Origin of the sequence: Limosilactobacillus caccae, from assembly GCF_900156885.1 — a bacterium.
In the GTDB taxonomy this organism is placed as follows: domain Bacteria; phylum Bacillota; class Bacilli; order Lactobacillales; family Lactobacillaceae; genus Limosilactobacillus; species Limosilactobacillus caccae.
The window spans coordinates 893759-909365 of the sequence record NZ_FTOY01000011.1; the positions used below are offsets into that span (position 1 = coordinate 893759).

Consider the following 15607-nt stretch of genomic DNA (forward strand, 5'->3'; position numbering starts at 1 on the left):
TGTTACTTCTCCTTTCGTCCAGTTAATTCTTCAACTGCCGCAATAAACTTATCACCACGGACCTCAAAACTCGGGAATTGATCCCAGCTAGCATTGGCTGGCGAGAGTAAAATCACATCACCAGGCGCACTTAATTTCCATGCTTCTGGCACTGCCGTAATCGCATTTTCACTCTCAACGATTGTTGGCACCCCTGCCTGCTGGGCCGCGTCCTTCATTTTATCTTTACACTGACCGAAGACAATAATCGCTTTAACATGCTTCTTAAAGTATGGAACCAGGCGTTCAAAAGTGTAGCCCCGGTCAAGCCCGCCGGCTAAAAGGATCACCGGCCGGGTAAAGCCTTGAAGGGCCACCTCTGTCGCCTCAATATCAGTTGATTTTGAATCGTTATAAAATAGGCGGTCCTGGTACTCCATTACGTACTGCAGACGGTGGCGAACCCCACCAAAGGTAGTCAAAACTTTAATAATGGCATCGTTATTAACACCACTTAACTTGGCAGCGGCAATTGCTGCCAGGGCATTCTCAACATTTTGGGGCCCAATTAAACGGATGTCTTCCGCCTTCATAATTGCTTCGCCACGCCAGTAAATAACCCCATCTTCAACGTAGCTTCCTTCATGGCTCTTATTTAACCGGGAAAATGGCACAATCGTCGCTTGCGAACGGTGGGCAATTTCTTGCCACTTTGCCCGGTCCCAGTTGATAACTAGGAAGTCGTCTGGTGTCTGGTTCCGCGTAATGTTTAACTTCGCATTGATGTAATTTTCGCGGGTCTTGTGGTAGTCAAGGTGGTTAGAAAAGATGTTGGTAATAATCGCAATATGTGGCCGGATTGTCGGTGCCCCAAGGAGTTGAAAACTAGAAAGTTCCGTCACCAATGTATCGTCAGGGCCAAGTTCTTCGGCTACCTTACTAAAGGACACCCCGATGTTGCCTGCATATTTTACTTGGTGCTTAGCGTTTTCGGCAATCATCAGCTGGGTTAAAGTCGTCGTCGTTGTTTTACCATTACTACCAGTTACACTGACCAGGTGACCGTCAAAGATTTCCCACCCTAATTCGGCTTCAGTAATAATTGGCGTCCCTTGCGTAACAAATTTGGCAACCAGCGGGTTATCGTACGGGATCCCCGGATTTTTAACAACAATATCAAAACCGTCATCTGCTAGTGACAACGGATTAGAACCAGTGATGACCTTAATACCATCAGCGGTTAAGTCCTCGACAATTGATTCATCCTTCGGTGTTGCCTGGTCATTGGCAGTGACATTGGCCCCCAGCTTAACGAGGAGGTGGGCAGCATTAAGGCCACTGATTCCAAAGCCCATCACTAACACTTTTTTCCCTTGGTACTTTTCAATCTCTTTCATTTTAACTTACTCCTAACCAACTAATAAGATTGTGGCCACAGCAATAATGGATGCAACTAGGCCGACCAACCAAAAGACAATGTCAATCTTCCATTCACTCCATCCACACATCTCAAAGTGGTGGTGGATTGGGGTCATCTTAAAAATTCGCTTTCCAGTAGTCTTAAATGAAGCAACCTGTAAGATCACACTGGCCGTTTCACAGACATAAATAATCCCAATGACTAAGAGCGACCATTCATGGTGCAACAAGAGGGAAACTGCCGCAAGGGACGCACCGATTGCTAGCGATCCCATGTCCCCCATGAAGATTTTTGCTGGTTTATGGTTATAGGGGAAGAAACCAGCTAAGGTTCCAATCATTGCTAAGCAAAAGAGAGCAATCTCTGGGTAGCCTGGTTGGTTAAGGTTGACCAGGGCGATCACTAGGTAAGCGAGGAAGGAAATGATTGATAACCCACTTACCAACCCATCTAAACCATCCGTCAAGTTAACAGCGTTGGAAAAACCAACCATCCAAAAAATTATGAATAGGCCGTATAACCAGCCAAACTGGCTAGTCCCAAAGCCCATTTGGAAGCCCTCATGCTGGTAAATTACCGTAAAGACCATTGCGGCAATCACCTGGCAAAGAGCCTTTTGCCACGGTTTAAAGCCTTCGTTTTGGTGGTGGAAGATCTTAATGCTATCATCCCACATCCCAATCAAGCCATAGACAACAAGGACAAACAAGAGTGACCATAGTGTATTGGAGATTAAGCCCTGCCATCCGGCAACCCATAAGACGGTCACAACGGCAGAGATGATAAATAGCAATCCCCCCATTGTCGGCGTCCCAGCTTTTTTTGCATGCCAGGTTGGCCCTTCTTCTCTAATCTGTTGCCCTTCTTTTTTTGCGCGAAAATATTTAATTAACGACGGCATCAATAAGAACGTGATTAAAAACGAACTTATAATCGTCAAAACTGCACTCAAGAAATTCATATTTACCTCCACTGGTTAATTCTTTGCTTCATATTGGACAGTTAGGCTGGCACCCTTTTTGATCGTTGCATCAGGTGCAATGCTCTGCCTTGTAACGTAGCCATTGCCACTTTCCTTTACAGTTAAGTCAAGGAGCTTGCCTAATTGCTGGACATCAGCTGCACTCCATCCATTTAAGTCTGGCATCTTGTAGCTACCACCGGTATCAAGGATAATTCGTTGGTCAGTTAATACTTGCTGATCAGCATCAGCCGATTGCTGCTTAACTGTCTTTCCTGAACCGATCACTACGACCTGCATTCTCTTTTTCTCTAATTGACTCTTTGCTTGCTCAGTATTTTGGCCAACAACATCCGGCATCCTTACGATCTTTTTCTTTGCCTTTTCAGCAACCTGTTGCTGGCTTAGTAACATCTTCATTGTCGGATTGAAGACACTCGCAATTTGTTTAGTTGCCGGCTTAGTAAGGTTTTGGGGTTGCCGTAAGGTGATATAGATGATATATTTCGGGTCCTTTGCGGGAGCCATTCCGGCAAAGGAATAAAGATAGTTCGTATCCCCAGTTGAATAACCGTGGGCCCCACCTATCTGGGCCGTGGCAGTCTTTCCGGCCACCCGGTAACCCTTGATCTGGTAGTCATGGCCCAAGCCTTTTTGGTCATAGACGACCCCTTCCATATAACCACGAACCTTTTTGGCCGTTGATGCCTTGATCGGGTGACCAACAACCTGGGGCTTCGTCTTTTGAACAGTTTTCCCTGTATTACCATCCACAATGCGGTCGATAATGTAAGGTTTCATCATCTTGCCGTCATTACCAATTGCACTAAATGCCTGCATCATTTGCATGACATTAACGGTAATCCCTTGACCAAAGGCGGTGTTTGCCTGGGTCAAGATCCCCTTAAAGGTGGTATAACCACTCACTTCATTGCCCATTCCAACAACATTTACCTTTTTGAGAAGGCCAAAGCGTTTGATGTACTTCATCCATGTATCGGCCCCCATGTTTTGTTCCACATGGGCAAAGCCGACGTTACTGGACATATCAAAGGCTTCCTTGTAAGAAAGTGGTCCCCACCCAGAGCTTGACCAATCGACGATCTTTCCACCACCCATTGCCCAGGTCCCAGAGTTAAAGGTTGCATTCGGGTCAAAATGACCGGTATCAATTGCTGCTGCTAGGGTAAGGATCTTCATAACAGACCCTGGTTCATAAGCATCCTGAACTAACATGTTTCGCCAAACTGGATTTTTCTCCGAGCGAAGGGTAGGCCGTTGGGTCGCCGCAATGATTTTCCCCGTCTTGACTTCCATTACGACCGCCGTCATTGAGTTAGCATTTGCGCTTTTAAATACTTTGTTGACCTTTGTCTCAAGGAAGTGCTGGGTCTGGGAATCAAGGGTTGTGTAAATATTATCCCCGTTAACGGCCTTTTTCGTTACCTCTTTAGAATTAGCAATCTGGTAACCGTAAACGTCCTGCTTGGCTTTTCGCAATCCGTTGGTCCCCGTCAATTGCTTGTCAAAGTACCCTTCCAGGCCTAATTGACCTGCGAGGTAGGTCTCATCCGTTCCATTATTGTTTCTTGTCTTGGGCGTTGCCATCCCAATGATTTGTGAAGCAAATTCCCCTTCTGGGTACTGGCGCGCCGGGGTGGCAATGAAGTCAATTCCTGGGAGGTGTTCTTTTTTAATCTTTTGCATGGTCGAAACAGAGAGGTTACTACCGGCACTACCAAACTCAACCTGGTATGCCTGCCCCTTTGGTGTTAGGGTCTTTTCGATCTTTTCTGCGGGAAGGTCAAGGTACTTAGCAAGCACGCGGGCAGTCTTTTTCCGGTCCTTCACGTATAATGGCTTCCCACTAGGGGTCTTTTGACTCTTATCAAGGACCGCGTAAACCGTGTACTTACTAGTATCGGTTGCCAGTGCATCCCCATCCGCGTCATAGATATTTCCACGACGGGCCTGAATTGTCCGCAATTGGGTATAAATTTGTTCCGCTTGCGAACGAAGATTAACGTGTTGTACATCCTTATTTATCGCAATATACGCAAAACGAACGATAAATAAGGTGAACAACCCAACCGTAATCAGAAAGAGCCATTTTCCAAAGGTCCCTCGGTTTTTCTCATGTTCCCTATTTTTCGTTCGTTGTGGCTTCTTATTCATTATTTATTAACGTTCCTTACATTTGAATTTTTATCTGTTAATCCATATTTTTGCGCTGCTGACTTCAAATGCGATTGACTCGTCAATTCAGCAATTTCTTGCTGTGAACTTATATTACTATTTTTAGCTTTACTAATCTGGGTCTGAACATCCTGGAGGTGTCGTTGCTGGTTATTAATTGCCACCTTCGTCGACAGCAAAGTAATCATCAATCCTAGCGTGATCAAACTCCCCACTACCACGAGTAGTCGTTCAAACTTTGACCAGCCGACAGGTCGCGGAGCAATTCTTACCTGCCGTTGTTTCTTTATTTCTGTCGCTTGCTGAGGCTGTTGCTCCCTGCTTAACTGCCTTGCCGCATTTGAAGCCATATTGTCACTTTCCTTCTTTTATTTTCTCAATTATTCTGAGCTTTGCACTATGCGCCCGGTGATTTTTCGCTAGTTCCTCGTTACTTGCTACGATTGGTTTCTTATTGATGAGCTTAAAAGCGGGTTCCATTTCTGTTGGAATCACTGGTAATCCTTGCGGGACGTCATCGCTTAGGGACGTCTTTTCGCGAAACATTGTCTTTACCAACCGGTCTTCTAATGACTGGAAGGTAATTACGCTAATCCGGCCCCCAACATTTAACAATGCCAACGCTTGCTCAAGTGACTCTTCTAGTGCACCGAGCTCATCATTGACCGCAATCCGGATTGCTTGAAAACTCTTCTTCGCTGGGTGACCACCATGTCGCCGAGCTGCCGCTGGAATTGCATCTTTGATCACGTCCACTAATTCAAATGTTGTCCGAATTGGTTGGACCTTCCGGCGCTGCTCAATCTTGCGGGCAATTTGCTTTGCAAAGTGTTCTTCCCCGTAACGGTAAAGAATTTTTACCAACCGTTCGTACGGCCATTCATTTACTACCGCCATTGCAGAAAGTGACTGCTCCTGATTCATCCGCATGTCCAATGGTGCATCGTGCTGGTAGCTAAACCCCCGTTTTGCATCATCAAACTGTGGTGAAGAAACCCCCAAATCATATAAAACACCATCGATACCGCTGACCCCGTAGTTTGCTAGTTCCGTTGTCAAGTTACGGAAGTTATCCTCAACAAGGGTCACCTTGCCAGCATCAATTGCTGTTTTTAAGTGCTGCTGATTATAGCGAATTGCCGTTTGATCCTGGTCGAAAGAATATAGATGACCACCCGCGAGCTGCTGTAAAATCGCTTGCGTGTGGCCACCACCGCCTAAGGTTGCATCAACATAAGTGCCAGTTGATTGCACATTTAATCCTGCTACGGCCTCCTTTAAAAGTACCGTTACATGTTTAAATTCTGCCATCAACCAAAACCTCCATTAAAAGTCAATATTCAAATCTTCGGCAATCTCGTCAAAATTATCAGCCGTATCATTCGTAAACTTAGTCCAGCGTTCATCGCTCCAAATTTCGAGCCGGTTGGACACGCCCACGATCACACACTTCTTAGTGAGGGCGGCATGCGTCCGTAGGGTCACTGGAATATTTATCCGGCCCTGCTTATCGATCTCGCAATCGGTTGCTGCTGAATACAAAAATCGCACAAACGCACGAGCGTCGCGCTTTGTCAGTGGTAAAGCTTTTAATTTCTTTTCTAATAGGGTCCACTCGTCTAATGGGTAGCCAAAAAGGCACCCGTCAAGCCCGCGCGTAACAATAAAGTGTTCACCTAATTGTTCACGAAATTTAGCGGGAATGATCAGGCGCCCCTTGGCATCAATCGTGTGTGTAAATTCACCCATTAACACGCCACAGACACCCCTTTACCACTTTATAGGTCAAGTCTACCACAATCCCCCACTTCTCACCACGTTAATTTGTGAATTTTATTAAAAACTAATAGATAATCTCCTACTAACCAAAAATAACGCGACGATTAGAACTAATTGTCCTCACCGTCGCGTTGATTTAATTATTAAATTAATGGTAACCAGTTAACAGCCACGAGCCCACCAACATATACCAGCAAAGCATAGTATGCGGAATAACGCCAAAAGACTGGCCAGTAACGTCGGTAGATAAACTCATGGTTATGAACAACTTGAATGAAGATTAACAATAATGCCAAGATCATCCACAAAGCAAGTGGGTAGGCGGGCCAATAGTAGCCGAGATTAATCACGATCATTACCCATAAGGTCAGCGTCCACCCCCACCAGAGGTGTCGCTGACTGCGTTTTCTTGTTGGCCGAAAGATCCGTAGTAATAAACGCTCCGCCACCCCCGCGATTATTAAAAAGATAATTTCTAAAATGACAAGCCGATAATCAATTGACAAGTTTTTTCAATTCCTTTCTACGCAAAACACTATTCCTAGTTTACCCATATAAATTTGAAAAAACAATCGGAAATGAGTTACACTACTATTATTGAAATAGGAAGGACGGTTAATCATGCAACGAAAGAAGAAAACCCGTTTTCAAAGGATTACGATGGTTGCAATTTGGCTAATGCTTATTGCTATGCTTGGCTCATTAATCTTTGGCGCGGTTGCATCATTAAACTTAATTTAAGACAGCCCACAATAATAATCACATAATTAAAAAGCCCCGATTGGTTAGGCAATAACAAACGTCAACTCATGATAAGTTGATGGTTACGCTAACCTCTTGGGGCTTTTCTATTCTTCTGCTTCCTTCTTCTTGTAAACTTCCCGGGGTTTAGAGCCGTTTGCCGGGCCGATAAAACCGCGCTGCTCCAAATCATCAATAATCCGGGCAGCCCGGTTATAACCGATCCTAAAGCGGCGCTGGATCAGCGAGGTCGATGCTTTTTGCTGGTCAACGACAAAGTCAAGTGCTTCGGGGAACAGTTCATCCTCTTCCTCCGCTTGCTCTTCTTGTTGAATTTCATGGTCCGTTACCACCATCTTATCATCATACTCTGCTGGTCGTTCATTTTTAATGAAGTCAACAACCGCCTCCACATCCTGGTCGGAAATAAAGGCGCCCTGAATCCGGACAGGCTTGTTCTGGTCAATTGGCTCAAATAACATATCACCACGACCAAGAAGCTTTTCCGCCCCGTTAGTATCAATAATCGTCCGCGAATCAATCCCACTGGAAACCGCAAAGGCGATTCGCGATGGCACGTTTGCCTTGATCAAACCGGTAATAACATCAACTGATGGCCGCTGGGTTGCTAAGATCATATGAATTCCTGCTGCCCGCCCCATCTGGGCAATCCGGACAATTGCATCTTCAACATCATGGGAAACGGTCATCATCAAATCAGCCAATTCATCCACGATTACCAACACTAATGGCAACGACGGCTGTGGCTCATCAGGGTGGGCATCATTTTGCTTTTGGACTAACTCGTTGTAGCCCTTAAGGTTACGAACGCCAAACTTAGCAAAGAGTTCATAGCGGCGTTCCATTTCTGCAACCACCTTCCCCAATGCCCGGGCAGCCTTTTTCGGCTCAGAAACGACCGGACTGAGCAGATGGGGAATCCCGTTATAGACACTTAGTTCGACCTTTTTCGGGTCAATCATCAGCATCTTAACTTGGTGGGGCTTGGCCTTTAGCAGGATGCTGGTAATGATCACATTGATCGCCACCGACTTCCCACTACCAGTCGCTCCGGCAATTAACAAGTGCGGCATCTTCGTCAAATCAGCCATCTTGACATCCCCAGTAACGCTCCGCCCTAGTGGAACATCCATTGGCTTATCGTCACTCGGGGCATTTTCAATCATGTCCCGAAACCCAACCGTGGCAATCTGCTGGTTAGGAACTTCGATCCCAATCAATGACTTTCCCGGAATCGGTGCCTCAATCCGAATATCCTTGGCGGCCAGCGCTAGGGCAAGGTCATCAGCTAAGTGGGTAATCCGGCTTACCTTGACCCCGACTGCGGGGCGGAGTTCATACTTCGTCACTGACGGTCCCAAGTTAACATTTTCAACGGTTGCGTCAACCCCAAATGACTTTAGTGTCTTTTGTAAAGTCTGCGTGTTCTTTTTAATGTTATGAAGATCCTTTTGCTGGTCAGTCGCTTTGACCTGGCTCAGTAAAGTGACCGGCGGCAGCTGATAATCGTCATCTTCCTTGGCGTCAACCCCTGCAAGGGCAATGTCACTATCGTTGTCCTTGACAGGTTCATCTTCGGTCACCGGTGTAGCTGCTGACTGGTTTTGGTCATGTAGTTGACTGTCGCTAGCCACCCTGATCGTCGGCTCAGCAGCCGGTACTGGTGCCTCCTCACCCGTTGAGCTTGCCGGCGTTTCATGACCAACTGGCTCACTATCAATCAAGAAATCCTTTACCTGCCGACTTGCTCTGGCAAGGGGTTCTTTAATTGATGGTTTTTTAGGAGTGCTGACGTCAACTTCATCAGCCCGCTTTTCAACAAGTTGCTGGTGGGCATCCGCCACGGCCTGGCCGGACTTTTTGATGCCAATTCCTAGTTTTACCAGGAAAGTGCGCCACGGTAAGGCTAAGAAAACGATCACGCCCACAATCATCAATAGCCAGGAAAGGATCGCCGTCCCAACTTCCGAAATTAGGACATTACTCCCGCTATACAAGTAGGCCCCAATCATCCCCCCACCAATTTCAACAGTGGAGTCACCATTAAAGAGCACCTTGCTTAGGTTGTTCCAGGTTGCGGTCGGAATATTGGTGTGGAGGTTGAGCTGCTGAAACATCACTGTGTGAAGCCACATCAGTAAGCCAAGGTAAAAGATTACTGTCCCGGCAACCCACCGTTTCTTAAAGTGTGGCCAGTGGCTGTAAAGGGCAAAACACAAGCCATATAAGAACACAATGACCATTGCAAGGGGGTACGTTTTCCCGACAAAAATTTTAAAACAGTTGTCCAAGAACGTCCCTAAGGCACCGAGACTAAAGATCCCCACCAGCATCAATAAACAGATGATGATCCCCATTAGGTTATCAATCAGCCGGTACTGTTGCTTTTTTGACCTTGCTGGACTCTTCTGACGGCGGGATGATGACTTTTTTCTTCTCGCCATTACTATCCTGCCTCCCTACTTAAGCTTATCAAATTGGTAGCGATGAACCCGCGCTAAATTAGGGAAACTTTGCTGGCGCAGTGCTTCGTAAATTACAATTGCCGCGCTATTTGAAAGATTTAGTGCACGGATATTATCATCATTTTGCGGAATCCGAATTGCGTTTTCCGGATACTTCTGCATAAACCGTTCTGGCAGGCCGGTCGTCTCCTTCCCAAAGAGGAAGTAGTGGTCACCCTCACCGGTGTAATCCACATCAGTATAGTCATGAGTGGCAAATTTAGAAACGATAAATAAGCGGTTAATGTCAGGAAGCGTCGCCATAAACGAAGGAAGGTCATCGTGGTAGGTAATCTTGACCTTATCCCAGTAGTCAAGGCCAGCGCGCTTCATATGCTTATCATCAGTTGAAAAACCAAGCGGCTTGATCAAGTGCAGCTCGGTGTTTGTCCCCGCACAGGTCCGGGCAATGTTACCGGTGTTAGCCGGGAACAGTGGTTCAAAAAGGACAATGTGATTTGTCATTATTAATAATCTCCTTAAGTAAATAAAAAAAGCAGGGTCTCGGTGTGGGCACGGCGAAACGCTGCTTTAATGAAGTACTCCTTAGTAGCCACCAACGAAGCTTTGTCTTCGATGTTAACTACCAAACGATTTCTTATAGTACTTTAGCACCATTTTGTCTTTTGTGCAATCATTTTTTTCGGGCAATCAACAAACTGACGTCAACCGTCACTGCCGTTAAGGCAGCTAACTCTTGGTCTGTCAACTGTTTAGCGTTCTTTCCCCAGTGAAGGGGCGTCATCTCCAGTAGCGCTTCTTGCATCCCCGCTGGCAAGTTGAATTGGTATTGTACCCGCTTCACTTGACTATTTGGATAGTGCTCACGAAAAAGGTCAACAACGGCTGTATTATCATAATGATAATTGCGATCCCCCTCCCCGTAAAGGAGGTGGCGGAGCTCAACCAGGTAGTTTGCGTTGGGGATAACCTTTACTAACATCCCATCATCTGCCAACACCCGGTTAAATTCCTGGTAATCTGATGGCGAAAAAAGTTCTAACAAGAGGTCAAAACAGTGGTCAGCAAAAGGGAGCTGCCGCAGGTCTGCCACGCAGAAAAACGCGGTCACCGGCAGTTGGGTTGCTAACGTCACTCCCGGCTTGGAGATATCAAAACCAACCATCGTGTCACCTGGATTTTCGCGCAGCTGGGCTAGCTGGGCCAATGGGGTCCCCTCACCGGTTCCGACATCCAAAATATTTAACTCTCGCGCTGGTAATAACTGGTTAACTGCGCTAACGATTGGTTTAAACAAGCCAGCGGTTAACAACTGCCGCCGCGATTCAAACATCGACCGCCCGTACTCCGTATTCGCTGCCCCGTTAAGAAAGTGCAGGTAGCCATGCTTATTAAAGTCAAACTGGTGTCCATTCACGCAGGTTAAGCTGTTCTCAACAACCGCTGCCATTGGCTGGCGACAAACTGGACACCGAAATAAGGCAATATGCTGTTGAACAAACCGCCGCTGCCGTTCTACTTTTTTCACCTTAACTCCTCCTCGTACTGAAAATTACTAATAACAGTGTATCATAGCTAGAATTACCATGGGCAAATTGCTATTATATAGGTAGTATTTTCAAAGGAGGAAAATCATCTTGAGTGAACGATTTTTAATTGGAACCTATACTAAAAAGACCAGCAAGGGGATGTATGCAGTTACCCTTGATCCGGTCGCTGGAAAATTAACCGATGTTAAACTAGCCATTCCTTCCCAAAAGCCGGCTTACCTGCAAGTTGGCAACGACGGTCGGGTATATGCCGTCAAGCAAGTCGACGACCAGGGAGGAGTTGCGTCCTACTCACTAGCCGATGACAACGCGAAAATGCTTAGTGAAGTTTTGGCTGCTGGTGCTCCACCAGCTTATGTTGGCCTCGATGAAGAACGCCAGCTATTATTTAGCGCAAACTACCATACTGCGAAGGTAGACGTCTTTAAAATCAGTCCCGACGGCCAGTTGACCCAGACAGATTCAGTCCTTCATGAAGGAGCTACTGGCCCGCAACCAGAGCAAGAAGCTCCGCATGTTCACTACGCGGACTTGACACCGGACAAGCGCCTAGTTGTTTGTGACTTAGGAATGGACCTCGTTGTCGTTTACGATGTTTCTGCGGACGGAAAGCTCACGGCAGTCTCCCGTTACAAGTGTGAAGACGGCTTTGGTACCCGCCACATCGCCTTCCACCCTAATGGAAAGTACGCCTACCTGCTTGGTGAATTAAGCAGTAAGCTTGAAGTTCTCAAATACAACGCGAAGGATGCTTCATTTACCCACCTGCAAACAATCAAGACCATTCCAGCAGACTGGACGGCCCACAATGGTGCTGCTGCCATCCGGATTTCACACGATGGTAAGTTCGTCTACACCTCAAACCGGGGTGAAAACACCATTGCGGTCTTCGCCATCCAACCGGATTTCACGGTTAAACACATCCAATCGATTTCAACGGAAGGTGACTTCCCACGGGACTTTAACCTAAGCAAGGACGAACACTTCCTCCTTGCTTCAAACCAAAATTCGGACAACCTTACCCTCTATAAACGTGATGCGGAGAGTGGTAAGCTAACCTTACGCCAAAAAGATGTTGCTTGCCCTGAACCAGTATGTGTTATGAACTGGTAGGATAAGCAAATTAAAAAGAGCAAAGATGCTTTTTCAGCAATCTTTGCTCTTTTTAATTTGCTCTTTAATTCCAATATCCCAGCTACATCAACTCGTCAACTGCATTTTGAAAATCAGTTGGCAACGGTGCCGTCACTGTTATATTTTCCTGCTTAAAGGGACTATAAAACTGTAGCCAATAGCAATGAAGGGCTTGCCGACTGATAATTGGCGATGCCTCCCCGTACATGTCGTCACCGACTAAGGGGTGGTTGAGGTAGGCAAAGTGGACCCGGATCTGGTGGGTCCGCCCAGTATGCAGCCGGATTTTTACTAAGCTAGCCTGATTGCTGGCTTCACGTAACCAGTATTCCGTCACCGAAGGCTTACCATCCTTGCCGACCATCCGTTGCACAAAGGACGCTGGGTCCCGCTGAATTGGGGCATCAATATACCCATGCGATGCTGCTACGCGGCCGGTTGCCAGGGCCAGGTAATTTTTCTTCACAAGGTGCTTCTTTAGCTGGTCATCGAGGACTGCATGGGCGAAGCGGTGTTTAGGAAAAACTACCAAGCCACTGGTATCCTTATCAAGTCTTGTCGCAACATGCGTGACCTGGTTTTCATATTGCTGCCGCTGGTAGTAACCCTTCACCCGGTTTACGAGGCTATCAGCAACCGCCACATTATGGGCGGGAACGGTCGCCACCCCTGCTGGCTTATTCATGATCAAAAAGTCGCGGTCCTCATAGACGATATTGATCGGGGCATCACTAACATCAACTGCCTGATTAGCTTCTTCCGCTGGTAACACCAGGGTGATCCGGTCGCCATAATGCACCTGGTCGACCGCCCACTTATCGACCCCGTTGATCTGCATCTTACCACCGTGGTAAATGGCAACTTTTAACAGGGTGGTCGTTACCCCATTCATCTTCAGGGCTGCCCGGAGCTTGCGGGGAGTCTGGTGATCGTATATCCAATTAAACTCCATTAACGGACGCCACCGATAAAGGAATCCCGTACCCGGTTCCAAAAGTCATTATGCCGGTACTGAGCAAAGTTAATCCGTTGCTTTGAAACACTATATGCCAGCTCAGTTAAGTAGCGGTCATCGGTATTTTTGAGAACCCACTGGTCACGGTCACAGGTTAACACGTGCCCATTTTCTTCCCGTAATCGTAAAATCAGCTTACTATCAGCACTAAAAATAATTGGCGAACCCAGTGTCCGGAAGACACGGTTATTTAACGAGGCCATCTCAGCTAGCTGGAAACCAATACACTTCGGGTCCATGATTGCCCCGCCAACAGACTTGTTATAAGCCGTTGACCCCGTTGGCGTTGAAACACAGAGCCCATCCCCCCGGAAGTTTTCAAACAGGTGGTTATTGATGAAGACATCACACACCATTGTCCGGGTAATATTTTTAATCGTCGACTCGTTCAGGGCGACAAAACTTTCCACTTCACCATCAGAATAAGTAGCCTTCATATCAAGTAAAGGGTAGGAAACAGATTGTCCACTGTCTTCTTGTAAGCTCTCAACAAGGTCGTCGATTTCAAAACTCCGCCAGTCGGTGTAAAAACCAAGGTGTCCCGTGTGAATACCGACGAACCGAATTTTATCCAGTTGCTTTTGGTAGTGGTGAAAGGCAGACAAAAGGGTACCATCACCGCCGATTGTCACCACCACATCGGGATCGTGGTCGGTATACGCCAAGCCAGTCCGTTCCATCTCCGTCCGCAGTAATTTGGTTACCCGTTGTGATTCAGCGGTTTCGTTATTGTAGATTCCAATTTTCATTGCTCAGTCGCGCTCCTTTGACGTGGCAGAATCACTTACTTGCCCACTTGAATTCCTGTTAGAAAATAATGTTTGTGCTTCCTTGATTTCTTCGCGAATCTCTGACATTTCGTTGTCCAGCTTAAACGCCGCCGCGGCAGCCCGTTGCAACCGTGCCGACAATTCTTCTGGAAATGCCCCCTGGTACTTGTAGTTAAGCGAGTGTTCGATCGTTGCCCAGAAATTCATCGCTAACGTCCGCACCTGAATTTCGGCAAGGATCCGTTTTTCCCCCGTCACTAATTGGACAGGATATTCGATTACGATGTGGTATGAGCGATAACCACTCGGCTTCACATTTGTAACATAATCCCGCTCTTCAAGAATTGTCATGTCGCTGCGTTGCCGGAGCAAATCAACGACCTTATAAATATCTTCAACGAACTGACACATTATCCGTAAACCAGCAATATCTTGCATGTCCCGCTCTAGCCGGTCTTCTTGAACGTGCCGTCGAACCATTTTCTCTTTGATACTATCAACTGGCTTTACCCGCCCAGTCACAAATTCAATCGGTGAATGCTGTTTTTGGTCCTGAAACTGCTTGCGCATCCCCCGTAACTTGACCTTTAATTCATTTACGGCTTGTTGATATGGCAAAAGAAAATGTTGCCAATCTTCAATCATAATTCAGCCTCCTATCAAACCTCCGTATATTTTAGCACATTTCGGAAAATAACACCGCCCTCGCTTACGAAACTAATTTCTTTACAAATCAGGGGATATTTGTAAGAATAACAATGTTCACACCATTAGGGTTTTGAGTATACTAACGATCGGAGGGGTATTCATGCTCGAACTTCACCTGTTTGTGAATCCATTAGGGATGCGTTGTTTGCGCTGTGAAAAAGATGTTTTAAGAATTGACCGCAATTTAAATACGAAGATTAACTATCAATTTGTACCGCTATTTAATATGCGGACCATTGATAACACGATTGACATCTACCACTTAAACCCGCGCAACCTTGCAACAAGGCAAAAAGTCTCAACAACCCTTAACCAGGTAATTCTCGACTACAAGGCCGCCCTTTTCCAGGGAAGAAAGAAGGGCCGCCATTACCTACTGCTACTCCAATCAGCAATGATTAAGCATAATCTCAATTATAATGAAGACCTGGTAAAAGAACTCGCCAACGATGCCCATCTCGATTTAGAGATGTTCTTTGAGGACCGGCAAAGTTCACTAACCAAGGAAGCCTTTTTGCAAGACCAGAAAATTGCCAATGAACTTGGTGTCTCAGAAACCGCAACGGCCGTTGTTTTTAATACCAACGATTCCGACTATGGTCTAATGATCCCTAACTTTGACTACGATACGCTTATCAATGCATTTAAAGATGGCGAATTTGACAAGGGAACAACCCTAACGGACCTCGCAAAGCATTACCAAACCCCTAAATTACGGTTAATCCAAAAATAATAAGTAAGGGCTCTTCGTCAAGAAGTACTGATAGAAAAAATTAAATAACTTTTCAAGCAGCTCGTGCCAGACTTTTGGTATGGGCTGTTCTTTTGTTTTTCCAATTGATGGCAATGTATGAATTTGGTAAAGCGA

Annotated in this window: 16 protein-coding genes; 3 read left to right on the top strand and 13 right to left on the bottom strand. The window is 46.3% G+C overall.

Annotated elements, in window-relative coordinates; genetic code table 11:
• Positions 1–2: 2 nt before the first annotated feature.
• The 7 genes from murD to CZ502_RS10405 form a co-directional block, all read right to left on the bottom strand.
• A complete protein-coding gene (gene murD, locus CZ502_RS10375) occupies positions 3–1376 on the bottom strand; it encodes a UDP-N-acetylmuramoyl-L-alanine--D-glutamate ligase (RefSeq protein WP_076462288.1) in 1374 nt (457 codons plus the stop codon).
• A gap of 12 nt (positions 1377–1388) precedes the next feature.
• Positions 1389–2360, bottom strand: a complete 972-nt coding sequence (gene mraY / locus CZ502_RS10380) for a phospho-N-acetylmuramoyl-pentapeptide-transferase (protein WP_076462290.1) — start codon at positions 2358–2360, stop codon at positions 1389–1391.
• Positions 2361–2375: 15 nt separating this feature from the next.
• Entirely contained in the window at positions 2376–4535 is a 2160-nt protein-coding gene (locus CZ502_RS10385; protein WP_076462292.1) for a penicillin-binding protein, read from the bottom strand.
• Complete coding sequence (gene ftsL2, locus CZ502_RS10390; protein ID WP_076462294.1) at positions 4535–4906, bottom strand: cell division protein FtsL; 372 nt, start codon at positions 4904–4906, stop codon at positions 4535–4537. Before ftsL2 ends, CZ502_RS10385 begins: the two co-directional genes overlap by 1 nt.
• A 4-nt stretch (positions 4907–4910) precedes the next feature.
• Positions 4911–5867: a 16S rRNA (cytosine(1402)-N(4))-methyltransferase RsmH gene (rsmH, locus tag CZ502_RS10395; protein WP_076462296.1), complete on the bottom strand. Its 957-nt coding sequence runs from the start codon at positions 5865–5867 to the stop codon at positions 4911–4913.
• A 15-nt stretch (positions 5868–5882) separates the two neighbouring features.
• Positions 5883–6311, bottom strand: a complete 429-nt coding sequence (gene mraZ, locus CZ502_RS10400; RefSeq protein ID WP_076462298.1) for a division/cell wall cluster transcriptional repressor MraZ — start codon at positions 6309–6311, stop codon at positions 5883–5885.
• 167 nt (positions 6312–6478) lie between these two features.
• Entirely contained in the window at positions 6479–6841 is a 363-nt protein-coding gene (locus CZ502_RS10405; protein ID WP_076462300.1) for a hypothetical protein, read from the bottom strand.
• Positions 6842–6956: 115 nt separating this feature from the next.
• On the opposite strand from CZ502_RS10405, the gene CZ502_RS10410 reads away from it, so the two are divergent.
• Positions 6957–7076, top strand: coding sequence for a DUF4044 domain-containing protein (locus CZ502_RS10410; protein ID WP_076462302.1), 120 nt, complete (start codon positions 6957–6959; stop codon positions 7074–7076).
• 107 nt (positions 7077–7183) lie between these two features.
• Here the strand turns inward: CZ502_RS10410 and CZ502_RS10415 are convergent, their stop codons facing one another.
• The 3 genes from CZ502_RS10415 to CZ502_RS10425 form a co-directional block, all read right to left on the bottom strand.
• On the bottom strand, positions 7184–9541 hold the full coding sequence (locus CZ502_RS10415) for a DNA translocase FtsK (RefSeq protein WP_076462305.1): 2358 nt from the start codon (positions 9539–9541) through the stop codon (positions 7184–7186).
• Positions 9542–9556: 15 nt separating this feature from the next.
• On the bottom strand, positions 9557–10066 hold the full coding sequence (trmL, locus tag CZ502_RS10420) for a tRNA (uridine(34)/cytosine(34)/5-carboxymethylaminomethyluridine(34)-2'-O)-methyltransferase TrmL (protein WP_076462307.1): 510 nt from the start codon (positions 10064–10066) through the stop codon (positions 9557–9559).
• Positions 10067–10235: 169 nt separating this feature from the next.
• A complete protein-coding gene (locus CZ502_RS10425; protein WP_076462310.1) occupies positions 10236–11090 on the bottom strand; it encodes a methyltransferase domain-containing protein in 855 nt (284 codons plus the stop codon).
• Positions 11091–11199: 109 nt separating this feature from the next.
• On the opposite strand from CZ502_RS10425, the gene CZ502_RS10430 reads away from it, so the two are divergent.
• On the top strand, positions 11200–12225 hold the full coding sequence (locus tag CZ502_RS10430; protein ID WP_076462313.1) for a lactonase family protein: 1026 nt from the start codon (positions 11200–11202) through the stop codon (positions 12223–12225).
• An 82-nt stretch (positions 12226–12307) separates the two neighbouring features.
• Here CZ502_RS10430 and CZ502_RS10435 read toward each other — a convergent pair whose 3' ends face one another.
• The 3 genes from CZ502_RS10435 to yjbM are packed head-to-tail and all read right to left on the bottom strand — an operon-like array spanning position 12308 to position 14676.
• Positions 12308–13198 (bottom strand): RluA family pseudouridine synthase, encoded by an 891-nt coding sequence (locus tag CZ502_RS10435; protein WP_076462315.1) that lies wholly within the window; start codon positions 13196–13198, stop codon positions 12308–12310.
• Positions 13198–14010, bottom strand: a complete 813-nt coding sequence (locus CZ502_RS10440) for an NAD kinase (protein WP_076462317.1) — start codon at positions 14008–14010, stop codon at positions 13198–13200. Before CZ502_RS10440 ends, CZ502_RS10435 begins: the two co-directional genes overlap by 1 nt.
• 3 nt (positions 14011–14013) lie before the next feature.
• Positions 14014–14676, bottom strand: coding sequence for a GTP diphosphokinase (gene yjbM, locus CZ502_RS10445; RefSeq protein ID WP_076462319.1), 663 nt, complete (start codon positions 14674–14676; stop codon positions 14014–14016).
• A gap of 163 nt (positions 14677–14839) precedes the next feature.
• Here yjbM and CZ502_RS10450 point away from each other — a divergent pair, with 163 nt between their 5' ends.
• Positions 14840–15472, top strand: a complete 633-nt coding sequence (locus CZ502_RS10450) for a DsbA family protein (RefSeq protein ID WP_076462321.1) — start codon at positions 14840–14842, stop codon at positions 15470–15472.
• Positions 15473–15607: the final 135 nt, after the last annotated feature.